We start from the raw sequence: 22,588 nt of genomic DNA, 5'->3' as shown, positions 1-22,588 counted from the left end.
CCCATGCCGATCCCTCATATCCGTCGTCTTAAGATATCACCTGAAGTGCATCCCGATGGATTGCCCGGGCCGCGGCGCATTTATGCCGCACTCGCACTTTTGATTACGATCATGATGGCGGTGCTTGACGGGACGATCATGAATGTCGCCCTGCCCGCCATCGCCCATGATCAGGGCGCAACACCGGCACACGCGATCTGGGTGATTACCGCCTATCAGTTGGCCATCGTGGTGGCCCTTCTACCATTTTCCGCCCTTGGCGAGGCCATCGGATTTCGCAAGGTTTATCTGACGGGTGTTGCCCTGTTCGGGATAGCATCCGCCCTTTGTGCGACATCACCAAGCATTGAGCTTCTGACTGCTGCACGCGTTTTGCAGGGTTTGGGGGCGGCGGCGATCATGAGCATCAATGCCGCCATCATGCGCCATGTTTTCCCGCATGCGAAACTGGGACAGGCGATTGGCTGGATCGCGATGACGGTATCGGTTTCGGCCGCCGCCGGGCCAACCATTGCATCGGCGATCATGGCAGTTGCCAGCTGGCACTGGCTGTTTTTGATCAATCTGCCGATGTCGGCTCTGGCGATTGCGATTGGCTATTTCAGCCTGCCATTCAATGCGCCGAGCCGGGTGCGCTTTGATTTTATCAGTGCGTTTTTAAACGTCCTGACCTTTGGCGGGCTGGTTGCGGCCCTTGGCAATATGGGTATTGAGGGCAACCCGATCCTGATCGGGGCACAATTTGCCATCTCGTTTATTGCCGGTGTCTTTCTGGTGCGTCGCCAATTGTCGCGTTCGCGCCCGATGCTGCCGCTGGATCTTTTGAAAATTCCGGTCTTTGCCTGCTCTATCGGGTCTTCGGTGACCGGTTTTTGTGCGCAGATGATTGCGTTCGTCACCCTGCCGTTCTATTTCCACGATGTGTTGGGACATAGTGCGACCATAACCGGCCTTTTAATGACGCCATGGCCGGTGGCCACCGCGATCATTGCCCCGATTGCCGGGCGGTTGGCCGACAAATTCTCGCCGATCCGTCTGACCGGAATTGGCATGGGCGTGTTTGCCATCGGGCTTTACGGCACAACACTTGCGGCTGATGCCGGTGGGTTGGTGCCGATCGTTGCTGCTCTGGCACTTTGCGGGGCCGGATTTGGGCTGTTTCAGGCGCCCAATAACCGCCTGATGCTGACCAGTGCGCCGCGCGAACGGTCCGGCGGTGCCAGCGGGCTTTTGTCCACCGCGCGCTTGACCGGTCAGTCGGTCGGGGCGGCCTTTGCCGCCATCCTGATTGGCACGGGGGCTGGCTTTGACCTTGCGACCATCATGATGGTGGCAAGCGGTTCGGCGGTTGTGTCTGCCATCATTTGCGAAGGACGCCGCCATGCCCTTCGCACCGGATTGATTGCCAGCCCGGCTGGCGTGTGAGAGTGAGAGACAGAATATGATCGAAAAAGATCAGGCACCCGACCTAGCACACGTCCCGGGCGAAACGCTGCATCGGCTGGTGCATGCCTATAAACGCAGACTGATGCATGCGATGCAGGCAGCCGATATGCCCATGCCGATTTCGCACAAGCGGGTGATGAAATGGATTGTGCGCATTCCGGGCATCACAGCCCAGCAAATGGCGGAAAAATCCGGTCAGGACAAAGGCCGGATTACACGGCTTTTAAAAGACCTTGAAAATGACGGGCTGATTGAACGCCGCCCGCACCCGGAAGATCGACGTAGCCAAACCCTGCATTTGACGGCCGCAGGCAGTGCGCGAATGGAAGATTTCCGCGCTGTTGAACAAGAAGTCAGATCACGCATGACCAGCGGCCTTACGCCACAGCAGATCCATGATTTTGTCGAGATTGCCAATCTGATGTCCGACAATCTGGAAACCCACAAATGCAAGAAACTGGACTTCGCGGGCAACGACCCCGAGGACCAAGGAGTGAAGAAATGAGCAAGCCTTCCCCACGCGATCTGACCGTGATCAGAAAGGGGTATGTCACCCCCAATATGCTGCGCGTTACCCTTGGCGGTGACGGCATGAAGGACTTCCCCGAAGATCAGGAAAGCGCCTATGTCAAACTGATCTTCCCGATTGAAGGCGATGAAAAGGACCGCGTTTTGCGCCGGACCTATACCGTGCGTTATGACCGCATGACCGATCAGGGCCGCGAGATCGATATCGATTTCGTCATGCATGGCGATAGCGATGACGGTAACGACCACGATCATGGCGGCCCGGCATCGAACTGGGCGGTGAATTGCAAGCCCGGCGATGTGATCACCATCGGTGGCCCCGGCCCCAAGAAACTGGTCGATCCGAGTGCTGACTGGTTCCTGATTGTCGGTGATATGACGGCCCTGCCGGCCGTATCGGTTAATCTCGAAACCCTGCCCGATCATGCGCGCGGCTATGCCGTGATCGAAGTCCGGTCTGAGGCCGACATGCAGGAATTGAAAAAGCCCGACAATGTCACGATTGAATGGGTGATCAATCCGCGCCCGGGCGAACAGAACACCGTTCTGAGCGACGTCGTCAAACGCCTGCCCTGGCAGGATAATGGCCGGCTTTCGGTCTGGGCCGCGTGCGAATTCACTTCCATGCGTGCGTTGCGCAGCTACTTCCGCGAGGAACGCGGCCTTGGCAAGGATGATCTTTATATCTCAAGCTACTGGAAGCTTGGCATGAATGAAGACAACCACAAGGTCATCAAGTCCGAGGATGCCAAAACGGCAGCCTGATCCGCACAGAGCAGCACACCCCACAAACAATTCGGGCCCCACATGACGGGGCCCGAACTTTTTCAGTCTGAGGGAGACTTGCGCAATCAGGCAGCGACACTGCCATGCGGGTCGATGACGAATTTCTTCGCCGCACCGCCGTCAAAGTCGGCATAGCCCTGCGGGGCCTGATCCAGATTGATCATCTGAACATTGACCGCCTTGGCGATGTCGATCTTTTCAAACAGGATCGCCTGCATCAGGTTGCGGTGATATTTCATCACCGGGCACTGACCGGTATGGAAGGAATGGGATTTCGCCCAGCCCAGACCAAAGCGCATGCTAAGCGCGCCGACCTTGGCCGCATCGTCAACGGCCCCCGGATCCTCGGTCACATACAAGCCCGGAATACCGATCGAGCCACCCGCACGGGTGACCTGCATGGCCGAGTTCAGTACCGTTGCCGGGGCTTCGTGGCTGTGGTTGCAGCCGCAACCATGCGCTTCAAAGCCGACGCAATCGACAAAGCAATCGACTTCGCGTTCGCCAAGGATCGCTTCAAGCTGATCTTCCATCGGCATGTCTTTTTTAAGATCGATGGTCTCGCAACCAAAGCTGCGCGCCTGTGCAAGGCGATCATCAATCATGTCACCGACAATCACGCAGGCCGCCCCCAGAAGGTGTGCGGATGCTGCTGCCGCCAGGCCAACCGGACCGGCACCGGCGATATAGACCGTACTGCCCGGACCGACACCGGCGGTAACACAGCCATGGAAGCCGGTCGGGAAGATGTCAGAAAGCAGTGTTAAATCACGGATTTTTTCCATCGCCTGATCGGCATTCGGGAATTTCAAAAGGTTGAAGTCGGCATAAGGCACCATGACATATTCGGCCTGCCCGCCGACCCAGCCGCCCATATCGACATAGCCGTAGGCCGCACCCGGACGCGCCGGGTTTACGTTCAGGCAAATGCCGGTCAGGCCGGATTTGCAGTTGCGGCAACGACCGCAGGCAATATTGAACGGCACAGAACAAACGTCACCGACTTTAAGGAATTCGACATCACGGCCGGCCTCGACGATCACGCCGGTGATTTCATGGCCAAGAACCAAGCCCTCGGGCGCCGTCGTACGGCCACGCACCATGTGCTGGTCACTACCACAGATATTGGTGGTGATAACTTTCAGGATGACGCCATGGTCACATTTGCGCTTGCCCAGCGCCAATTCCGGAAACGCGATGTTTTCAATTGCGACTTTTCCCGGACCTTTGAATACAACGCCACGATTTGATGGACTGCTCATATTCTGTTTCCTCTTCCCTGATATGGATTGTCAGGATTGTTGTTGATGTCCGGGTAGTTTGAGTTCTTGTAGCCTGACCCTTCCCGAACCGAGACCACCGCGCGTTTTTGAACGTCCGCAGTGCAATCAAAACGGTAGGATCGCGCAAACAGCACTGTCAAACGAACAGCAGGCCGTCCCCTAAACTTCCTCTTGTGCTCAGAAGATTTGCGACGATTGATCGAAATCGGCCTTTCGAATGTTTCTTAGAGCCAACTCACACCATCCAAGCATTCCTCAAAATGGCTGCACCTCTGTCCCCGCGTCGCGGCAGTGCACAACGTTGCGATGTATCAAGGTAAACACCGACCAATCTGGATAGATTACAAACAGGACTTCTCGCCCTGGTCATATGGAGGCCATTGGATGTTTCATCGCCTGATCGCACTTTATCGGGAAAACCCGCGTGAAGGACGGCTGTTTGCCGCCATGGCCCTTGGGTTTCTGGCGATCTATTTCATTCCGGCCGGTACGGGGCGTGTTGATAATGCCGTGCTTGAGGCGGTCTATCTGACCAACTGGTATGCCCGCGAACATGTCATTTTGTGCCTGCTTCCGGCCTTTGTGATTGCTGGCGCCATGGCGGTTTATATCAGTCAGGGCTCGGTAATGCGTTATCTTGGCCCGGATGCATCGCGCCCGGTTGCCCTTGGCGTGGCATCCATTTCGGGCACGTTGCTTGCGGTGTGTTCCTGCACGGTATTGCCGCTGTTTGGCGGGATTTACAAACGCGGTGCTGGACTTGGTCCAGCGATTGCGTTTCTGTATTCCGGGCCTGCCATCAATGTCATGGCGATTGTTGTCACGTCAAAGGTCCTGGGGGCCGAGATCGGCCTTGCGCGTGGGATAGGTGCGATTCTCTTTGCCATTGTCATCGGCCTGATCATGCATCTGATCTATCGCCGCGAAGAAGGCGAACGCGCACAGAAATCAAAGCGCGGCTTTGGTGCAGACGACGATGGCAAACCGCTTTCGATTACCATTGCCTTCTTTGGCCTGATGGTTGGCATTCTGGTCTTTGCCAACTGGGCGTCCGTTCCGGGAAGCCCGGTCTGGATGGCGGTTTTTGATGTCAAATGGGTGCTGACCGCCCTTTTGGCAGCGGGTTTTGCCGGGCTTCTGATTTGGCAATGGAACTGGCCGGTCAAACAGGTCGCGGGGTTAGCTGTGGTTGTGATTGTGGCAGTCGTGATCTTTCCGCAATATCCGCAACTGGGTTTTGCCCTTGGCGTGGTCGGGTTGATGATGATTGCGCTTACGCGTGATCAGGACCGCGAATGGGTTGATCAAAGCTGGGATTTCACCAAGCAGATTTTGCCACTTCTGGTAATGGGGGTTTTCATCGCCGGATTGTTGTTGGGCCGTCCGGGGCACGAAGGCCTGATCCCGAATGAATGGGTGCAGGCGGCAGTTGGCGATAATTCCCTGACCTCGACCGCGCTGGCATCTGTCCTTGGTGCCTTCATGTATTTCTCGACCTTGACCGAAATCCCGATTGTCGAAGCCCTGATGGGGGCAGGCATGGGCAAGGGTCCGGCACTGGCATTGCTTCTGGCTGGCCCAGCATTGTCGCTGCCCAACATGCTGGTCATTCGCACCGTCATTGGCACACAGAAAACACTGGTCTACTGCGCGCTGGTCGTCGTGATGGCGACGCTTTCGGGCTTTATCTATGGCAATATTCAATCATTCTGATCACAGGAGATCAAAAATGAAACTCAGCATTTATGGCAGCGGTTGCGCAAAATGCCAGACGCTGGCGAAAAACGCCGAAGCCGCGGCACAGGCGCTTGATCTTGATTACGAGATCGAAAAAGTCACCGACATGAACCAGATCATTGATGCCGGCATCATGCGCACTCCGGCCCTGATGGCCGATGACGACATTCTGGTCGAAGGCAAGGTCGCCACCCCTGACGAAATCCGCCAGATGCTGTCTTGAAATCAAAAAACGCCCCGGCCAGTTCAGGCACGGGGCGTTTCAAATTCGATCCGTTGAGATCAGATCACAGATCGCAAATCACTTTGCCGGCGGCAGATCTTCTTCGAGAATGACAAGGTTCAGCGAGTAGCTGACTTCGCCTTCATCCTCGTCGCGGTGCACGACACCGACGAACTCGTCGCCAACGCGCATTTCAACCGGAAGATGCTTTTTCTTGGGTACATCAACGGCGATTTTCGGATTGTCGAATGTACGACGCAGGTAATCTTCGACGCGTGCGATCTCTGTCGGTGTCATAGGACTTGCCCCTTGTTCTTTCCAACGGCTGTTATCTTCAGGATCACAGGATATCGCATGCACGCTTTTGCGTCTGCCCTCTTTCCTGTGTCCTTTTGTTAAATCTGGTGCACTGTCCTTCCACAAACCGGGCAGTGAAATCAAGCCCAACCCGCCAAAAAAGTCGTAAAACCTGCCAATTTTTACGCACAACCCGTCAATGGCCGGGATGTCTGTGCAACCCAGTTGTCCCGAGATTGTCTATTGCATTGCCCGCATCCACCGTTTAAGCCGAATATATGTCCGAGACTGATCTTATGACCAAGAGCGCATCACAAACCGCAAAAACTGCCGACCTTCCGCCTGCGAAGGTCACAACAGACGCGGCTTCGCAATCCCGCCCGGTTCTTTACAGTTTTCGTCGTTGCCCCTATGCCATGCGCGCCCGTATTGCGCTGCTGGCGGCTGGCATAGATGTAGAACTGCGTGAAGTTGTCCTGCGCGACAAGCCGCAAAGCATGATCGAGGCATCGCCAAAGGCCACCGTGCCGGTTCTGATCCTGCCTGATGGTTCGGTGATTGATGAAAGTCTTGAAATCATGGTCTGGGCACTTGCGGAAAATGACCCGCTTGAATGGCTGACACCGGAAAGCGGGACGCTTGACGATATGCTGGCCCTGATTGCCCAGAACGACGGACCGTTCAAGCATCACCTTGATCGCTACAAGTATTTCAATCGCTACGAGGACGCCGATCCGGACGAACATCGTCGGGATGCGGAAAAGATCCTGAACCGCCTTGATGGACGGCTTGCGGTTGGCAAATACCTGTTCGGGTCGCGCCCGGCCCTGGCCGATTTCGCCATCGCACCGTTCATTCGCCAGTTTGCCAATACTGACAAGGAAGCCTTTGACGCCATGCCGTTCGTGCATTTGCAACGCTGGCTGGATGACTTCCTGGCATCGACCTTCTTCGAGCAGGCCATGACCAAATATGATCAATGGCACGAAGGCGACACACCGGTGATTTTCAAGGCAGCGTAAATTTCCTTCGATCAGGTCTTTAAACGACAGCTCCGCTTATTATCTGTGAGCCGCAAAAACACTTTTGCGTGCAATCGCGCCAGTCGGCTTCGCGGGCGGCGCGATTTCGGGTACCCGGACCTACGGGTTTATACTTCTGTAAGTATTCAAAGGCTGGTCATTGCGACCTGCTTATGCTAGCAAGCGAGACACCACCCCATAACGCTTCAGGACCGGAATTTATGGCCGACTATGATGTCAAGCCGCTGATCACGGCGGACGAAATTGCCACCAAAATCGATGCGCTTGCCGCCGAGATCAATGAAAGCTTCAAGGACACTGAAAAGCTGATTGTTGTCGGCCTTTTGCGTGGGTCCTTTGTTTTCATCGCCGATCTGGTGCGCAAACTGACCGTTCCGGTCGAGGTCGATTTCATGGTTGCGTCAAGCTATGGCGATTCCACGGAAAGTTCGCGCAATGTGCGCATCGTCAAGGACCTTGATGGTCAGATCCGTGGCAAGGACGTCGTGCTGGTCGAAGACATCATTGATACCGGCTATACGCTTTCGGAAGTGGTCCGTCTTCTGAAAACCCGCGATCCGAACCGTTTGGAAATCTGCACGCTTTTGAACAAGCCGTCGCGCCGCGAAGTTGAAATCCCGATTGATTTCTGTGGCTTTGATATTCCCGATGAATTCGTTGTCGGCTATGGCATCGACTATGCCCAGAACAATCGCAACCTGCCCTTTATCGGCACGGTGCATTTCCACGGCGAATAAGCCGGCCGAAAGCAGAACAGAAAAATGGCGGGAAGCTTTTGCTATCCCGCCATTTTTGTTTCTTGATCATGCTCTGGCTGCTTGCTTTCCATCCGCCCTTTTGGCGGATCGAACACGCCAAGCGCACCCAGATCGGTAATCATTTGATCAAAGCCAGATTGCATGCGCGGCTTGTTACCCTGCCCGGTCGCATAGCCGGTCATGGCCGAATGCACCAGAAGATCAAACAGCATGTCATCTTCTGACTTGCGAGCCTCGGCTGCTTGTTCTTCGGCGCTCATTTGATCGACCGCATCGCCCGGATCACGTTGCAGCATGATGGCAAGGGCCACTAGCCCAAGCGTCACCATCGTGCCGCCAATGGCCATTGCAGCCGCAATCGGCCCGAAGGACGCAGCAAGCGCCATATAGATCGCTGCCAACAGGAAACCCGCCCCGATCAACATCACGATCGCGATCGCAGCAAAAGCCGCGCCCTTACGGGCGGCGGCCTTTGCCTGATCGGCAAGTATATCTGTCAGCTGGTCGATCATTTCTGCAGCAGACGGCCAACAAGCAGGCCGACACCAAAGGTCACGGCAACAGATGCCAGCGGGTTCTCGCGAACCTGATCCACGGCCACACCGCGTGCATGGTCAATCTGCTCGCGCGCCTGACCGGATACTTCGCGAATGCGTTCTGCCGCAGCCTGGGTTCTGGTCTGCGCTGCTTCACCACCCATGGTTTTCAGGGTTTTGGTGATTTCGGCCAGATCGCTGCGAAGCGCATCGACATCAGCCTGAAGTTTTGCAGTATCAGCAGTCGTCTCGGTCTTGGTCGCCATGGTTTTCTCCTATTGTCTTGAAAACAGCAACACACAGGAAACGTGCCGACATGGCCATTGGTTCCCGCACCAAATGTGATGATTTCGGGGCATGACCTTAAAATAGTTCGGATAAACACCCAAAAAGAAACGGCCCGCGTGGGTTGCGGGCCGTCTCATGCCTGTCGGAACTCTGGGCGGATATGGAGAGCGGGACTTCTCCTTCGGGGGTGGGTATCCCCGTTACGCCGATCAGTAAGGCAAACCGACGTAATTTTCCGACAGGGTTTTCAAACCTGCTTTTGACGACAGGATATATTCAAGTTCTGCATCCCGAATGCGGCCATCAAATTCCTTCTGATCGCCAAAGGTGTGCAGCATGGAGGTCATCCACCACGAGAACCGCTCTGCCTTCCAGACACGCGCGAGTGCCGTATCGGAATAGCTTGCCAGAAGGTCTTCACGGTTGGATTTGAATTTCGCAATCAGGGCTTCGGACAGGTAGTGCACGTCACTTGCGGCAAGGTTAAGCCCCTTTGCCCCGGTCGGCGGCACAATATGGGCGGCATCACCGGCAAGGAACAGGCGGCCATGCTGCATCGGTTCTGCAACAAAGCTTCTCAGCGGTGCGATGCTTTTTTCAAACACTTCGCCTTCATTGACCAGTTCGGCGTCTTCCTCGCCAAGGCGGGTGCGAAGCTCGTTCCAGAAGCGATCATCAGACCAATCTTCGATCTTGTCGGTAATCGGCACCTGAACATAGTGGCGCACAACCTTGTCCGAACGCATCGAACACAGGGCAAAACCACGATCATGCTTGGCATAGATCAGTTCATCTGCAACCGGCTTTGCATGGGCCAGAACACCTAGCCAGCCGAACGGATAGACCTTTTCAAATTCCTGCACACCCGGCAGGGTCTTGCGACCGACACCGTGGAAGCCGTCACAGGCCGCAATATAGTCGCAGGTCAGTTCAAGCGCATTGCCATCCTTGACATATCGAACACTTGGCGTGTCGCCATTTATGTCATGCAGGCTGACATCTTCGGCCTCAAAGATGATTTCGCCACCATGGTCGAGCCGCGCCTGGATCAGGTCCTTCGTGACCTCGGTCTGACCATAGATCATCACGGTCGATCCACCGGTCAGCTCTTCCATGTTCACATGGGTGCGCTTGCCATTCACACTGATATAGATACCGCCATGGATGATGCCTTCCTTGTTCATACGGGCATCAACGCCCACACGTTTCATCAGGTTGACTGCCCCCATTTCCAGAACGCCCGCACGAATGCGGCCTTCGACATAGTCGCGGCTTTTGCGTTCAAGAATAACGGAATCGATCCCCTGCACATGCAGAAGATGCGACAGCAGCAGACCGGCCGGGCCTGAACCGATGATTACGACAGGGACATGCATGACGATTTCCTCACAAGATCACGGTTTTTGATTCTGTTTTTGAATTGGAACAAGAACCGTTCCATTGCGGAAACAATACGCCTGTTAACGCATGCACAGAATGGACAAACCGGGATAATGATTGGACAAATCGAACATGTATCTGGGTTTGGTTATAGCTGATAGCGGATCTGGTTTTAGCTGCCACCCTTAGCGACAATCAGTCCATGCTATCAGTTTGCACCATCTGATATCGCGTCCGGTGCGTCGTTGCTGGCATCACCCTTGGTTTGTGCCTCGGGTGTACAGATCGACCATGGTTCGCAGATGCCCTGCCCTTGCTCTGATGCCATGAAATCATCAAAGGCCAGTTTTAGCCTCTCACCATCGGGGTGATGGCGCGAAAACAGGATGAACATGTTACTCGTCGGGATGGCAGATGTTGTTGCATAGGTCTCGGCAACTGCCTCCCCCAGCGTGTTTTTCAAATCCACCCAGCCAACTTCTTCTTCTTCAAACAGGATATCGGCACGCCCGGCTTCAAGGAACCGCCAGGCAGATTCCGGGTTGGCAACGATTTCACCGGTAATGCCGTATTTTGCGAATTCTTCTGCATGCCAATAACTGGTAATGCCGACCGGTCGCAAACCAAGTTCGACCAGATCATTGAAATCTGTCACCTCAAGCCCGTCGGGAAAGCGCGACTTTTTATAGAATCCTTTGTGCAAAGCACGCGCCATTGCAAAAACTGGAATATGAAAGACATCAACTCGTTCCGGGGTGCGCAACCACGGGAATGTTGCGACATAGTCTCCGCGCCGGGTGAGTTCCAATGCGCGCGGCCATGACAGGAAATCAAACCGGGCCTCATAGCCCATGGCAGAAAATATCTCGGTAATCCGCGCCGAAAGCCTGCCGAAGTCTTCCCGGTCTTCGGTAACCAATGGCGGCCATTCTGCAACAGCAAAGCGAATTTCAGTCCCGTAACCAGTTGCCTTGGAGGGGTCCGGAGCCGCAAAGGAAGGCAACGCGCTGAAAATCACGATGGCAACCGTCAACATCCCAACGAGAGATCGCACACTGTGACCAGCCCGTCTTGTTGCCATGGCGTTGTGATCTCCGATCTGATGAAAACGGGCGCAGTCATACGCCAATGAACAGGACTATTTGGCCCCACTATCGATGGATGCCGCAGCCAAGTTTGATGCAAACCGCACAAAAGTCAAAACCTGTGTCGGTGATCGTATGAAAACGCGTGATATTTCATCACCTTTGCCCCGTGATGAAAATTTCATCCTGTGAACAGTCGATCCTTTGAGATCGCTGTGCTAAGTTATTTTTTCGGCTCTGCACAATAGGCCGACAAAACATTGAAAACCGCGACAGAACGGGAATATGCCTCACAACCGCGCCATCGCCGTCTTTACGGATCTTGACGGCACATTGCTGGATCATGACACCTACAGCTGGACGGATGCCCGCCCGGCGCTGGACCGGTTGAAACAACTTTCCATTCCCCTGATCGCGGTTTCGTCGAAAACACTCGCCGAACTTGAACATATCAATCAGACGTCTGGCCTGTTTGACGGGCTGATTGGCGAAAATGGTGGTGTCATCGCGCTGGGTGGCAATGTCGAACAATATGGCCCGGCGACCGAAACGGTTGACCGCACGCGCGAAGAAATCAAATCCGCCGTGACAGTCCCGGTCGACAGTTTCCGCACCGTCAGTCCCGAAGTCATTGCAGCCGAAACCGGCCTGCCGCTTGAAGATGCCATTCGTGCGGGCCAGCGCCACTGTTCGGACCCTCTGATCTGGCAACCCGCCGCTAAAGACATCGCCGTCGCGCGTAAAATCGCTGAAAAGGCGGACCTTACACTGGTCAAGGGTGGCCGTTTTCACACGCTGTGTGGCCCGTCAAGCAAAGGCATCGCCATGCGCCGCATGGTCGAACGGCTAAGTGTTGCCTGGCTGCAAGAAAGTGCAGATGGCACGCACCAGCGCTTTACGACGATCGCACTTGGGGACTCCCCGAACGACATTCCGATGTTGGCCGAAGCCGATTACGCCGTTCAAATTCCGTCCAAACACGGCAAACGAACCCTGCCGCTGCTCGAACATTCCAATCTGCGTATTGCGCCCGAACCGGGCCCAGCCGGATGGAGTAAAGCGGTCAACGACATTCTGGATCAGATAATCAATACCAATAAAAACAGCGAGGTACTTCATGGCTGATTTCCATCAGGGTGGCCCGATTACAACCCTTCATCGCATTCTTGACCGAAACCCGGAAGAACTCGCCTATGAAATGAGCGCCTTTGCCCGTCAACGGCGTCAGACCCTGATCCTGCCATGCCTGTATTCGGAACTTGAAACCCCGGCAATGACAACGATTGTCGAGGGCCTCAAACAGGCGACCTACATTGACCAGATCGTTGTCGGACTTGATCGCGCCGATGCGCAGCAATACCTGCATGCGCGCGAATTCTTCAAGGACCTGCCGCAGCATGTGCGCATCCTTTGGAATGATGGCCCGCGCCTGCGCAGCGTTCATGATCGTCTCGATGAAAACAATCTTGCCCGTTACGAGCCGGGCAAGGGCCGCAACGTCTGGTATTGCCTTGGCTATACGCTGGCTTCAGGCCGCAGTTCGGTCATTGGCATTCATGATTGCGACATTGCGACCTACACCCCGGACCTGCCGGCCAAGCTGATGTATCCGATCGCCAACCCGGCGTTTAACTTTGCCTTTGCCAAAGGCTATTATGCCCGCGTTGCCAATGGCACGCTCAAGGGTCGTGTTTGCCGACTGTTTGTGACGCCGTTGATCCGCGCGCTCAAACAGGTTGTCGGCAAGACCGATTTCCTCAATTACCTTGATTGTTTCCGCTACGCGCTGTCGGGCGAAATGGCGATCCGCACCGATGTTGCCTATGGCCTGCGTGTGGCATCCGACTGGGGGCTTGAGGTTTCCATGCTTTCGGAAATGTATCGCAATCACACGGTCCATCGTCTGGCCCAGGTCGATATCGCTGATATCTATGATCACAAGCACCGCGAATTCGATCCGGCGCAAAAGGATGACGGCCTGTCACGCATGGCAAGTGACATCGCCAAGTCCCTGTTCCGCAAACTCGCAACCCAGGGCACGGTATTTACCCCGGAAACTTTCCGCACGCTCAAGGCAACCTATTACCGCGTTGCACTGGATCTGATTGAACAATATCGCGCTGATGCCCTGTTTAACGGGCTTAAGATCAATCGCGACGAAGAAGAAAACTGTGTCGAGGTTCTCTCGGAAGTGATCATCAGCGCCGGTCAGCACTATCTGGAAAACCCGCTGGAAAGCCCGTTCATTCCAAGCTGGCAGCGTGTTGAAAGTGCGATGGGCGACATCTTTGAACAGCTTTCAAGTGCTGTTGAAGACGATCTCAATGACATGGAAATCGGCAAGCAATAAGCGCCCGACTTTTCAGGTGCCTATTCGTCGATCGGGAATATCGCAAGGAAGACCTGAAGCACGTCTTCCTTGCCCGATTTTTGCAGCGTGACCGGCAGCAACAACCTCAGCCCACTTTGCCATTCCTTCTGAAAAATCTGCAAATGGTGTATCTGCGGCGCGCCCGTCACGCGGGCTGTCGTCATGGCGGCATGCAGGCTTGTGGAATAATGACAGTCGATCTCACGCGCAAACGCCCCGCGCCAATCCTCGCCTGTCAGGGCAACGATATTTTCCCCCTCAAGCAAGATCTGAAAATCGTCCTTGTCCGGGACGTACTCATAGATCGATATGTCCTCAATCCAGGGCGCTAGATGGTCCGGACTGAAATCATCGCGCGTTGGCAGGTTTCCAGCGATGGCATGGGATTTCCAGAAAGCCAGCAGACCATGCGCCTTGGCCGGAGCATCATCGCCGAGTACATCTTGCGGAACTTCCTTTTCCTCGATACCGCTCACCTTTGTCGCTCCCTCACATCTTGTGCATCGGAATGCTGGCGAAGCGTGCACCAAGCACCTGATAAACCGGTGCGGCGAAATGATCGGATGTCTGACAAGGGAGCAAAACGCGCAACCAGTATTGCCTTTCACCATTCAGGCCATCGACGCTGATATGATGGAAGGTCGGGCGCTTGATCTGCAGCGTCTTGCGGAGCGCCTGCATCAGAAAGGTGCCGTATTTCAAATCGATCACGCGCGGGGTACTGCCCTGAAAGTTCTCACCGGTACTTTCGATGCTCGAAGGGGCCGAAAGCCGGATCAGAAAGTCATCCTTTTCGGGCTGGAATTCATAGATGCTGATATCATCGCGCCAACGGGCAAGACGCTGCGCATTCAGGATCGCACGCGATGGCAACTCGCCCTCCCGACAATCGCCAAGGGCTTCGTACCAGCTATCAACAAAGGCGCGGATATTGCCATCGACGCCGTCGGGCAACTGTGCAAGTTCAATATCGGAAGCATCGTGCATCGGCTTTGCAACCCAAAGTCTCTCCCCTTCATTCACTTGGGGACAGCGGGGCGGGAAACAAGCGCCACAGGTCAATAAGACAGAACTAATAAGCCAAGCGGATGCTTGCCTGATTAAGCGTCCTGCCCGCCACGATAAAGAAAATGGCTGACAAAGACCTGCTTGATGGGTCTTCCGGCACGATCCGTGGTCCGCACGGGGAGCATCCCCCGCAGCCATTCTTCCCAGCTTGCGCGTTCATAACCAACCCGGCAAAAGGCCGGCTTGCCGGTATCGACGACTTCAAGCAAGGCGGGATAAACGGTGGTGCCGAAATCAAGATCAATCTGGCGCGGGGAACAGCCCTGATAACATTCACCGCTAACCGCGATGATGTTGGAGGCATCAATGCGAATGACGAAGTCGCGTCTGTCGGGGAGATATTCATAAATAGAAATATCGTCGACCCATTGTGACAGGACGTCTGCATTCAGCCGCTTGCGATCAGGTACTTGTCCGTTACGCGCTGCATCCCACCACGTTTCTACATATGCCCGAACGCGGTGATCTGTATCATCGGGCAAGTGCGGAATCCAAACTTCCTGCGCATAAGCCATCGCGCGTCATGCCCCTGAGACCTTCAATTCTATACTGACGTATACAAGGAAAAAATACCGCGACGCAACAGCGTTTCCGCACTTCATCATCTCTTCACAATGGAATGATTTTAAGCAGCGCGGTAGCAAACAGATCCAATGTAAAAGAAGCCACTGAACATATTACAAATCAGCAGCGGATAGCACCTTTCCATCGCCCCACAGCCCCTAAACCGGCATAGCATCCCGATAGCGCTGCAGAAGGCGGCTTTCGGTGCGGTTGCGGCCGTCCATGTTTGATATCCAGACGATTTGATACGGGGCCAGCTTCATCACACCGTTATAGTCGCCGACCACCTGCTGGGTGATCAGGTCCTGCCAGCCTTCCGTCATGATCAGGTTGATCTTTGACAGATCCAGATCCTGCGGGTGTTCCGTCAGGTTAAAGACGCAGAAAATGCTCTGCTCATTCAGATGCGATTGCCGCCACACGCCCAAAAGGTCGGGACCAAGGTTCAGCGTATATTGCGTGGCATTCGGGTGGAAGGCCGGTTGTCCCTGGCGGATCGACATCAGGGCACGCAACTGATCAAAGGCCGAGCGCGCCGATCCTTCGCGCGTCAGCGTTTCCTCTGCATCATCTAGTTTCCAGATTTTGCGGTTCAGACGCCGCGGAATACCCGTTTCCTCATAGGCCGTCTGATCGTTCTCGGTCGCCAGAATGGTCTGGATATAAACAGCCGGAATACCTTCAAGCGACATGGCAATCGCCTGGCTCATGACAAAACGCTCAAGCCCCATGGTGGCTTCACCAGCGAAGTTCTCCGCCAGCATGCTAAACAGCGTGACATTAAGCTCATAGGGCTTCTGCCCACCGCCCTTGAGCGCACGGTAACTGACCTGCCCGCCCATCTTGACCGCGTGATCACGCAAGCCCTCGATGTCCTCATCGGGGATCAGGTTTTCGGCTGGACGCAAACCAATGCCATCATGGCTGGCCGTGAAGTTAAAGAACGTACAGCCCGCCGGTGCTGGGGGCATCGCCATGATGCATTTGCGGATAAAATCACTCCGGCCGCTCAGCAGCGCATGAATGATCACCGGCGGCAGCGAGAAGTTATAAATCAGATGTGCTTCGTCCTGATTACCGAAATAGGACAGGTTTTCGAGAAGCGGCAAATTGGTCTCGGTAATGAACAGCACATCGGGATGCACAGCATTGCACGCCAGACGCATTGCCTTGATCAGTTTGTGCGTCTGATCAAGGTTGATCGAGGTCGTCCCGACTTCCTTCCAGATAAAGCCGATGGCATCGAGCCGAACCACCCGCACTCCATGCCTGAGGTAGTTCAGAACGACCTTGAGCATTTCGAAAAACACATCCGGATTGCCGTAATCCAGATCGACCTGATCGTAGCTAAACGTACACCAAACCTGCTTTTCACCGTCCTTGGTCACCACGTGATTGAGCAATGCATGACTGCGCGGGCGCACGACATCGGACAAATCGTCTTCTAGGCTTGCGGTCTTGATGTAATCAATCCCGGGCTTCTCGCCGGCCAAAAACTGCTGATACCAGGGATGCGAAGCCGAGATATGGTTGGCCACCAGATCGGCCATTACCGTACCGTGCTTTGCCAGATCCTCGACATCGCTCCAGTCGCCCAATTCCGGGCGTAGCATATCGAAATCGCTGACCGAAAAGCCGTCATCGGATGTAAAGGGATGGAATGGCAGGATATGAATGCCTGTCAGCCAGTCTTTCAGCCACTTGCGATGAAACTCGCCAAGGCTTTGCAGACCCTTTTTTCCGTCCTGCTGGATGCTGTCGCCATAGGTGATCAAAAATGCATCGCGCTGATCCCACTTGCGCAAGTATTCCTCGCAGGGTTCTGGCCCATCGCCCTCGATCGGCAGGCCCAAAACCTCGAACACGCGACGTACCAGTTCGGCATGGTCGTGCCCGGGATACACATCCGCAAGGAGGTTGCGCATTGCGCTGGCAAACGCAATCCGTCCCGAGGTTCCGACGACACGATCCATACTGGTTCCTTCCGGGCAGGCAATTCAAATGATTACAATCACGAATTCATGAAATAATGAATTTGCCTGCGATGCAAGCAGGCATTTTGCGATGCCACAAAAGAGTGCAGCGACGTAAAACAAAGGCGCCCGGACCGATGCCGGGCACCTTTGCGCAATTACATCAGAAAATGATTAAGGTGCTATCGTCACCTCGACCAGCGCATGGGTGCGGTTGGTGTCGATATGCTTGATGGCATCGCGAAGAATACCCGGCAGGTCTTCGGGCCGTTTGGCCTTGGCGACCCACGCCCGGCTGGCCTCGGCAACCTTGGTAAAATCGGGGCTTGGTTTGAGCGCTGTCAGCGGCATTTCGTTGGTTTTGGCCGCATAGCCATCCGGGTACATGCCCGCGACCGACTGACGCACCGCCCCCCATTCATTGTTGTTCAGAACAAGGATCAGGATCGGCAGTTCCAATGCCTCGGCAATCTGATGACAGGCGGTCGGGTTGGCAAACATATAGGATCCATCGCCCATTGTGGCGACGACCAGCTTGTCCTTATCCGCCAGTTGATAGCCCATCGCGGCCGGGAAGGACCAGCCAAGCCCGCCGGAATGCGGTTCCTGATACCAGCTGCTGTGTTCCGAAAGCGACAGCGGTTCCAGCGGGCAGCCAAGCTCCGAGAATACCGTGGCAGCACGATCCGCAATCGCATCCGAAAGACAACGAGAAACATAGGCCTTGGTCATCGGGTCCACCGCCCCGGCATAGGCCATGGACAGGGCCTTTTTGCGGGTTTCGGCATTGATGGCGGCGATCTTTTCGCGACGATCCGCGCAAACCGATGTGTGGTCGGCGTGACGGCGATCCATGGCATCCGCCAGCATCATGATCACGTCTCCGGTTTCACCAACAAGCGAGATATCAGCAGCAAAGTTGCGCCCCGGAAAGCGGGAATAAAGCGGGTTCTGACCGATCTGAATGACTTTGCAGTCAGGTTTCAAATCATGGATATCGGGTGACCAGGGGGCGAGGCAATCAATCACCACCACCGCATCGGCATCCTTAAGCCAAGGGGCTGGGTCCATCCCGGCAAACATTGGATGCTCGGTCCCAATCGCAAGCTGGATCGCCCAGTATTGCACCACCGGAATGCCCCACTGATCCACCAGATTACCAAAGCGCCCGAAGGCCTCCGCTGTGCCCATACCGCGCTGAGCAATGATTACCGGGTTCTTGGCATTGGCCAGAATGTCTGCGGCCTGCTCGACCGATGCTTGCGGCGGGGCGACGGGGACCGGCTGCATGCGAAGCGGACCATCGATTTCATCCCCTGGGCAGGGTTCACACAGAACTTCGCGTGGCAGGCTAACGTAAGTCGGCCCCTTGGGCACGGATGATGCGATGGCATAGGCACGATCGACAACATCGGGCACCTGTTCGGGGAATTTAAGCTCATACTCCCATTTCGAACTTTCCCGCACCAATGCGGCCTGATCGCGCATTTCCTGACCCCAGCCAATCGGTACGGTGCGTGCACCCAGTCGCCCCTTTTCCATCACCGGCGTTCGGCCCGACATCAAGACGACCGGGACATGCTCGGTCGCGGCATTGATCGCACCGATTGCGCAGTTGGCAAGACCGACATTGGTGTGCGCCATCACCGCCTGCGTCTTGCCGGTCGCAAGGTAATAGCCATGCGCCATGCCCATCGCAGCATTTTCGTGCGGCATGATCAGCGCGTGTGGCAGGTCGATATCCTTTGCCGCGGCCTCCGCCAGACCTTCGATGATCGGCGGAAAGTCGGTCCCGGAATTGGCAAAGATATAATCAATCCCGATCGCCTTCATGCGGGCCAGAACCGCCCCGCCGGCAGTCAGGGTGAGTTGACCGGAATTTTCCTGCTTGTCGCTTTTCATCAGACGCCTCTTGATCTATTCGCTCAATATTTCTATATTTGAAATATTATTTATAATATAGTTTATTATTGAAATCCGCTACCCGTCAAGACGGGACGGCGGCGCACTTTCTGTTTGCGTGAGGCAAAGCAATCCGATGACCAGCCAACTCAATGGTTCCGTGCTCAAGGCGTTCAAGATCCTTGATCTGTTTGCCGCCGGGCAAAGCGAACTGACCGCCAAGGAAACCGCTGATGCGCTTGGCATCAACATGATTACCGCCCACCGCTTTCTGCACACGCTGGTACATGCCGGGGCCTTGCGAGTGACATCACGCGGGGTATTTCGGTTGGGATATATGTTTGCCGATCTGGGCGAACGTGTTTTGCAGGGCGACAACCTGCCCACCATCCTGCAACCGATCCTTGATCATCTGGCGCGCGATACTGGCGAAGCCTGCATGGCAACCGAGTTTGATCGCGACATGGCCGTCTGCATTGCCAAGGCCCTGCCCGACCGCCCGCTTTATGTTGATATCCGGATTGGTTCGCGCCTTGATGCCTTTTGTACCGCCCACGGCAAACTCTGGCTGGCACACATGAGCCCCGATGATAAGGACCGCTATTTCAAGAATGCCGAGCTGACCGGCATGACCGACCACACCATCACAGATATCAACGCCCTAAAGGCTGAACTCGCCACTATCCGCGATCAGGGCTTTGCCACCAACAATGGCGAGCGCGAGCGTGACATCTATGCCCTCGCCGTGCCGATCACGACCCAGCACGGCAAGATGATCTCGGCTCTTTCGGTGTTTGGCGCATCGCCGACAACTCTTGATCAGAACCGCGATCACTTGCTGGCAGCACTGCAAACCGCAGCACGTGCTGCGCAACAGGTTCTTTACGGCAAAGACTGATCTGCTTGCACATCAAGCAAAAGAAACCCCAGCCCAATTCGGGCCGGGGGAAGTCGTGTCGTTTGGAGGTAGACGGGTGTTTTACACCCCTTGGGAGTCTCGAAAAATCAGATTGCCTTAATGGTCAGCGGACGCTCGACCTGCTTCATCAGGCGATTGCGGATCGGGCGGCCAAACGGGGCGGCTTCGATTTCAAATTCGTCGCCGTCCTGTGTGGTGATGCCATCGGCAAAGCTCAGCGTCGCGGTCCCGAAGAAATGGGCATGCACATCGCCCGGACGGCGGAACAGGTCATATTTGAAGTGGTGATACTCAAGATTGGCAATCGAATGCGACATGTTGTCTTCGCCGCTCAGGAACGGCTTTTCCCAGATCACCTCGCCATCGCGGTAAAGGCGCGAGGTACCCTCGACATGACTGGGAAAATCACCCAGCAGCAATTCCGGGCCCATCGCGCAATGGCGCAGTTTTGAATGCGCCAGATAGAGGTAATTCTGGCGTTCCATCACGTGATCGGAAAACTCGTTGCCAATCGCAAAGCCGATGCGCACCGGCGTGCCGTCATGGTCAATGATATAGACCGCAGCAATTTCGGGTTCCTCGCTGCCATCCAGCGCGAAGGACGGGCTTGGGATATCAGCACCCGGGTTGGCGACGATGGAGCCATCACCCTTATAGAACCATTCCGGCTGCACGCCATGTTCGCCTGCCTTGGGCTTGCCGCCCTCAACCCCCATACGGAACATCTTCATGGAATCGGTTTCGTTGGCATCCTTGTTATCGGCCTTGTGCATGTTTGCCCGTGCCGAAGCAGAACCAAGATGGGTAAGACCCGTTCCGGTCACCAGGAAATGCGCGGGGTCGACATGGGTGATTGGCGGCAAAAGGCGGCCGTCGCGCGCGACCTCGTTATAATCGACCGTGATGTCGCCCATGCGCACCTTGGCCTTCTCGATCATCGTCATGCCCTTGGCAAGTGCGATGGTCGCAAGTTCGCGGGTGGTGGAAACGCCCTTGAGCGGGATCAGGGTGTTTTCGTCTTCGACCACGGCAACATGCTGCGCGCCGGCGGTATCCTTAAATTGAACCAGTCTCATAAATTCTGTCCTGAACGGTCTTGGTTATCAGTGTAAATCAGGGTGTCGGCAACAGGGATCAGACCCAGCCGCCATCAACGATAAAGTTTTGCGCGGTGACCATGCGGGCTTCGTCGGAAATCAGGAAAAGCGCCATGCGGGCAATGTCACCCGGCATTACCTTGTTTTTCAGGCACTGGCGTTCATCGATTTCACGTTCAGCTGCTTCATCGACCCAAAGGTCAAGCTGGCGCTGGGTCATGACCCAACCCGGCACAAGGGTGTTAACCCGGATATGATCCTTGCCAAGGTCACGTGCCATGCCGCGCGTCAGGCCATGGGTCGCGGCCTTTGCCGTGGTGTAGCCGGGCATGCCGCCCTGCCCCATCATCCAGCTGACAGAGCCGAAATTGATAATCGCGCCGCCACCGGCCATTTGCATCATCGGTGCCACCGCCTGGATGGAGAAGAAGGACGGGCGAATATTGATCGCCTGACGTTCATCCCAATATTCCGGCGTCACATCCTGCCATTTATGGCGGGTATCATTGGCTGCATTGTTCAAAAGGCCCGTGATCGGACCGTTGATTTCGGCTGCCTTGGCGACCGCTGTCTGCAATGCCGGGATATCGGTCAGATCGCATTTGATAAATACCGGCGCATTGCGCGCATCCTTCGAAAGCTTTTCAACAAGGGCAGTGCCGGCATCTTCCATGATATCGACAAAGGCAACTTTTGCGCCTTGTTCGACGAAGGCGGTCACAAGCGCCTCGCCAATGCCCGACGCGCCACCGGTGATGAATACCGATTTGTCTTCAAGGCTTGTGTAGTGTGTCGGCATGCGATCAGACATGATCGTTTCATCTCCCGTCATGTGTTTTTTCTGCTGTCAGGCGCACGGCAACTCCGTAATCGCCATCATGATTTCAACCCAAAATTGACAGAAAGTACATCCATCGCAAACGTTGCAGCGCAACAGAACAAGCTATTTGGGGCTTGTTCCTTCCTACGCCTGCCCTTGCGATCCGGACCAGATTAACGATCCGGGCGTGTGCCCTTACACGGCGTCATGATGTTTCCTCCTGATAATCTTGTTGTTTTTATTCTTCATACAATAACATTAATGATCAGGATATCCGAAGCTGTCAAGCGTCAAACATGAAGTCTTTTCTTTCGATTACACGAAAGCTAGTTTATAAGTTGATGAAATACGCAATTACCTTGGCGTTGAGCATCACCGCATCGCCCACCCAATCCGGGCCCCTTCCAAATATATGCCTTGTCGCACAAATCCCTGGCGGTGCCAGATAAGTTGCCCTGCGCATTAATTCATATTATATGAATAA

At 55.1% G+C, this 22,588-nt stretch carries 23 protein-coding genes; 10 read left to right on the top strand and 13 right to left on the bottom strand.

Going from position 1 to position 22,588, the window contains the following annotated elements:
• Positions 1-3: 3 nt before the first annotated feature.
• Genes CMO10_RS11985 through CMO10_RS11975 form a run of 3 tightly spaced genes read left to right on the top strand, consistent with a single transcriptional unit; the run spans position 4 to position 2,739 of the window.
• Positions 4-1,425: an MFS transporter gene (locus CMO10_RS11985; RefSeq protein WP_297022370.1), complete on the top strand. Its 1,422-nt coding sequence runs from the start codon at positions 4-6 to the stop codon at positions 1,423-1,425.
• A 16-nt stretch (positions 1,426-1,441) separates the two neighbouring features.
• On the top strand, positions 1,442-1,951 hold the full coding sequence (locus CMO10_RS11980; protein WP_297022368.1) for a MarR family winged helix-turn-helix transcriptional regulator: 510 nt from the start codon (positions 1,442-1,444) through the stop codon (positions 1,949-1,951).
• Positions 1,948-2,739, top strand: coding sequence for a siderophore-interacting protein (locus tag CMO10_RS11975; protein ID WP_297022366.1), 792 nt, complete (start codon positions 1,948-1,950; stop codon positions 2,737-2,739). Before CMO10_RS11980 ends, CMO10_RS11975 begins: the two co-directional genes overlap by 4 nt.
• Before the next feature lie 86 nt (positions 2,740-2,825).
• Here CMO10_RS11975 and fdhA read toward each other — a convergent pair whose 3' ends face one another.
• The gene (fdhA, locus tag CMO10_RS11970) at positions 2,826-4,022 is read right to left on the bottom strand and encodes a formaldehyde dehydrogenase, glutathione-independent (RefSeq protein ID WP_297022362.1); all 1,197 of its coding nucleotides are present in this window, start codon (positions 4,020-4,022) and stop codon (positions 2,826-2,828) included.
• 405 nt (positions 4,023-4,427) lie between these two features.
• On the opposite strand from fdhA, the gene CMO10_RS11965 reads away from it, so the two are divergent.
• Both CMO10_RS11965 and CMO10_RS11960 read left to right on the top strand, forming a co-directional pair.
• A complete protein-coding gene (locus CMO10_RS11965) occupies positions 4,428-5,756 on the top strand; it encodes a permease (RefSeq protein WP_297022360.1) in 1,329 nt (442 codons plus the stop codon).
• 16 nt (positions 5,757-5,772) lie between these two features.
• Positions 5,773-6,003, top strand: coding sequence for an MTH895/ArsE family thioredoxin-like protein (locus CMO10_RS11960; protein ID WP_297022358.1), 231 nt, complete (start codon positions 5,773-5,775; stop codon positions 6,001-6,003).
• Positions 6,004-6,081: 78 nt separating this feature from the next.
• Here CMO10_RS11960 and CMO10_RS11955 read toward each other — a convergent pair whose 3' ends face one another.
• Positions 6,082-6,300, bottom strand: a complete 219-nt coding sequence (locus CMO10_RS11955) for a DUF3126 family protein (protein ID WP_044826867.1) — start codon at positions 6,298-6,300, stop codon at positions 6,082-6,084.
• Between the two features lie 296 nt (positions 6,301-6,596).
• Between CMO10_RS11955 and CMO10_RS11950 the strand changes: the two genes are divergently transcribed.
• Positions 6,597-7,322, top strand: a complete 726-nt coding sequence (locus CMO10_RS11950) for a glutathione S-transferase (RefSeq protein ID WP_297022355.1) — start codon at positions 6,597-6,599, stop codon at positions 7,320-7,322.
• Between the two features lie 221 nt (positions 7,323-7,543).
• Positions 7,544-8,080 (top strand): hypoxanthine phosphoribosyltransferase, encoded by a 537-nt coding sequence (gene hpt / locus CMO10_RS11945; protein ID WP_008891923.1) that lies wholly within the window; start codon positions 7,544-7,546, stop codon positions 8,078-8,080.
• A gap of 41 nt (positions 8,081-8,121) precedes the next feature.
• Here the strand turns inward: hpt and CMO10_RS11940 are convergent, their stop codons facing one another.
• The 4 genes from CMO10_RS11940 to CMO10_RS11925 all read right to left on the bottom strand — a co-directional run bounded on the left by CMO10_RS11940 (position 8,122) and on the right by CMO10_RS11925 (position 11,386).
• Positions 8,122-8,613 carry a hypothetical protein gene (locus CMO10_RS11940; protein ID WP_297022353.1) on the bottom strand — a complete coding sequence of 164 codons (492 nt, stop codon included), beginning with the start codon at positions 8,611-8,613 and terminating at the stop codon, positions 8,122-8,124.
• Positions 8,610-8,903, bottom strand: a complete 294-nt coding sequence (locus tag CMO10_RS11935) for an ElaB/YgaM/YqjD family protein (protein WP_044826869.1) — start codon at positions 8,901-8,903, stop codon at positions 8,610-8,612. The genes CMO10_RS11940 and CMO10_RS11935 overlap by 4 nt, the downstream gene beginning before the upstream one ends.
• Before the next feature lie 231 nt (positions 8,904-9,134).
• Positions 9,135-10,301, bottom strand: a complete 1,167-nt coding sequence (gene pobA / locus CMO10_RS11930; protein WP_297022346.1) for a 4-hydroxybenzoate 3-monooxygenase — start codon at positions 10,299-10,301, stop codon at positions 9,135-9,137.
• Between the two features lie 212 nt (positions 10,302-10,513).
• Positions 10,514-11,386 (bottom strand): substrate-binding periplasmic protein, encoded by an 873-nt coding sequence (locus tag CMO10_RS11925; protein WP_297022344.1) that lies wholly within the window; start codon positions 11,384-11,386, stop codon positions 10,514-10,516.
• A 289-nt stretch (positions 11,387-11,675) separates the two neighbouring features.
• Here CMO10_RS11925 and CMO10_RS11920 point away from each other — a divergent pair, with 289 nt between their 5' ends.
• Complete coding sequence (locus CMO10_RS11920; RefSeq protein WP_297022341.1) at positions 11,676-12,515, top strand: HAD-IIB family hydrolase; 840 nt, start codon at positions 11,676-11,678, stop codon at positions 12,513-12,515.
• The gene (locus CMO10_RS11915) at positions 12,508-13,740 is read left to right on the top strand and encodes a glycosyltransferase family protein (RefSeq protein ID WP_044826873.1); all 1,233 of its coding nucleotides are present in this window, start codon (positions 12,508-12,510) and stop codon (positions 13,738-13,740) included. Before CMO10_RS11920 ends, CMO10_RS11915 begins: the two co-directional genes overlap by 8 nt.
• Positions 13,741-13,760: 20 nt before the next feature.
• On the opposite strand, the gene CMO10_RS11910 is transcribed toward CMO10_RS11915, so the two are convergent.
• From CMO10_RS11910 to CMO10_RS11890, 5 genes are all read right to left on the bottom strand, one after another.
• Positions 13,761-14,237 (bottom strand): PAS domain-containing protein, encoded by a 477-nt coding sequence (locus CMO10_RS11910; protein WP_297022336.1) that lies wholly within the window; start codon positions 14,235-14,237, stop codon positions 13,761-13,763.
• Between the two features lie 13 nt (positions 14,238-14,250).
• Positions 14,251-14,748 carry a hypothetical protein gene (locus CMO10_RS11905; protein WP_297022333.1) on the bottom strand — a complete coding sequence of 166 codons (498 nt, stop codon included), beginning with the start codon at positions 14,746-14,748 and terminating at the stop codon, positions 14,251-14,253.
• Between the two features lie 113 nt (positions 14,749-14,861).
• Positions 14,862-15,311, bottom strand: coding sequence for a hypothetical protein (locus CMO10_RS11900; protein WP_297022331.1), 450 nt, complete (start codon positions 15,309-15,311; stop codon positions 14,862-14,864).
• A 240-nt stretch (positions 15,312-15,551) separates the two neighbouring features.
• The gene (locus tag CMO10_RS11895) at positions 15,552-17,366 is read right to left on the bottom strand and encodes an alpha-amylase family glycosyl hydrolase (RefSeq protein ID WP_297022329.1); all 1,815 of its coding nucleotides are present in this window, start codon (positions 17,364-17,366) and stop codon (positions 15,552-15,554) included.
• Positions 17,367-17,540: 174 nt separating this feature from the next.
• A complete protein-coding gene (locus tag CMO10_RS11890; protein WP_297022326.1) occupies positions 17,541-19,268 on the bottom strand; it encodes a thiamine pyrophosphate-requiring protein in 1,728 nt (575 codons plus the stop codon).
• A 136-nt stretch (positions 19,269-19,404) separates the two neighbouring features.
• Here CMO10_RS11890 and CMO10_RS11885 point away from each other — a divergent pair, with 136 nt between their 5' ends.
• Positions 19,405-20,166 (top strand): IclR family transcriptional regulator, encoded by a 762-nt coding sequence (locus CMO10_RS11885; RefSeq protein ID WP_297022322.1) that lies wholly within the window; start codon positions 19,405-19,407, stop codon positions 20,164-20,166.
• A gap of 107 nt (positions 20,167-20,273) precedes the next feature.
• Here the strand turns inward: CMO10_RS11885 and araD1 are convergent, their stop codons facing one another.
• Together araD1 and CMO10_RS11875 are read right to left on the bottom strand one after the other, a co-directional pair.
• Positions 20,274-21,263, bottom strand: coding sequence for an AraD1 family protein (araD1, locus tag CMO10_RS11880; RefSeq protein WP_297022319.1), 990 nt, complete (start codon positions 21,261-21,263; stop codon positions 20,274-20,276).
• A 58-nt stretch (positions 21,264-21,321) separates the two neighbouring features.
• On the bottom strand, positions 21,322-22,095 hold the full coding sequence (locus tag CMO10_RS11875; RefSeq protein WP_297022317.1) for an SDR family NAD(P)-dependent oxidoreductase: 774 nt from the start codon (positions 22,093-22,095) through the stop codon (positions 21,322-21,324).
• Between the last annotated feature and the right edge of the window lie 493 nt (positions 22,096-22,588).

The organism is Thalassospira sp., assembly GCF_002709775.1.
Classification (GTDB): Bacteria; Pseudomonadota; Alphaproteobacteria; order Rhodospirillales; family Thalassospiraceae; genus Thalassospira.
The sequence above is the reverse complement of the archived record's forward strand: the minus strand, read 5'-3'. Positions and strand labels throughout refer to the sequence as shown.

What these genes read in the sequence shown, in the direction of transcription:
- CMO10_RS11985 (WP_297022370.1), top strand. Translation starts at nt 4, where the DNA reads ATGCCGATCCCTCATATCCGTCGTCTTAAGATATCACCTGAAGTGCAT.
- CMO10_RS11980 (WP_297022368.1), top strand. Translation starts at nt 1,442, where the DNA reads ATGATCGAAAAAGATCAGGCACCCGACCTAGCACACGTCCCGGGCGAA.
- CMO10_RS11975 (WP_297022366.1), top strand. Translation starts at nt 1,948, where the DNA reads ATGAGCAAGCCTTCCCCACGCGATCTGACCGTGATCAGAAAGGGGTAT.
- fdhA (WP_297022362.1), bottom strand. Translation starts at nt 4,022, where the DNA reads ATGAGCAGTCCATCAAATCGTGGCGTTGTATTCAAAGGTCCGGGAAAA.
- CMO10_RS11965 (WP_297022360.1), top strand. Translation starts at nt 4,428, where the DNA reads ATGTTTCATCGCCTGATCGCACTTTATCGGGAAAACCCGCGTGAAGGA.
- CMO10_RS11960 (WP_297022358.1), top strand. Translation starts at nt 5,773, where the DNA reads ATGAAACTCAGCATTTATGGCAGCGGTTGCGCAAAATGCCAGACGCTG.
- CMO10_RS11955 (WP_044826867.1), bottom strand. Translation starts at nt 6,300, where the DNA reads ATGACACCGACAGAGATCGCACGCGTCGAAGATTACCTGCGTCGTACA.
- CMO10_RS11950 (WP_297022355.1), top strand. Translation starts at nt 6,597, where the DNA reads ATGACCAAGAGCGCATCACAAACCGCAAAAACTGCCGACCTTCCGCCT.
- hpt (WP_008891923.1), top strand. Translation starts at nt 7,544, where the DNA reads ATGGCCGACTATGATGTCAAGCCGCTGATCACGGCGGACGAAATTGCC.
- CMO10_RS11940 (WP_297022353.1), bottom strand. Translation starts at nt 8,613, where the DNA reads ATGATCGACCAGCTGACAGATATACTTGCCGATCAGGCAAAGGCCGCC.
- CMO10_RS11935 (WP_044826869.1), bottom strand. Translation starts at nt 8,903, where the DNA reads ATGGCGACCAAGACCGAGACGACTGCTGATACTGCAAAACTTCAGGCT.
- pobA (WP_297022346.1), bottom strand. Translation starts at nt 10,301, where the DNA reads ATGCATGTCCCTGTCGTAATCATCGGTTCAGGCCCGGCCGGTCTGCTG.
- CMO10_RS11925 (WP_297022344.1), bottom strand. Translation starts at nt 11,386, where the DNA reads ATGGCAACAAGACGGGCTGGTCACAGTGTGCGATCTCTCGTTGGGATG.
- CMO10_RS11920 (WP_297022341.1), top strand. Translation starts at nt 11,676, where the DNA reads ATGCCTCACAACCGCGCCATCGCCGTCTTTACGGATCTTGACGGCACA.
- CMO10_RS11915 (WP_044826873.1), top strand. Translation starts at nt 12,508, where the DNA reads ATGGCTGATTTCCATCAGGGTGGCCCGATTACAACCCTTCATCGCATT.
- CMO10_RS11905 (WP_297022333.1), bottom strand. Translation starts at nt 14,748, where the DNA reads ATGCACGATGCTTCCGATATTGAACTTGCACAGTTGCCCGACGGCGTC.
- CMO10_RS11895 (WP_297022329.1), bottom strand. Translation starts at nt 17,366, where the DNA reads ATGGATCGTGTCGTCGGAACCTCGGGACGGATTGCGTTTGCCAGCGCA.
- CMO10_RS11890 (WP_297022326.1), bottom strand. Translation starts at nt 19,268, where the DNA reads ATGAAAAGCGACAAGCAGGAAAATTCCGGTCAACTCACCCTGACTGCC.
- CMO10_RS11885 (WP_297022322.1), top strand. Translation starts at nt 19,405, where the DNA reads ATGACCAGCCAACTCAATGGTTCCGTGCTCAAGGCGTTCAAGATCCTT.
- araD1 (WP_297022319.1), bottom strand. Translation starts at nt 21,263, where the DNA reads ATGAGACTGGTTCAATTTAAGGATACCGCCGGCGCGCAGCATGTTGCC.
- CMO10_RS11875 (WP_297022317.1), bottom strand. Translation starts at nt 22,095, where the DNA reads ATGTCTGATCGCATGCCGACACACTACACAAGCCTTGAAGACAAATCG.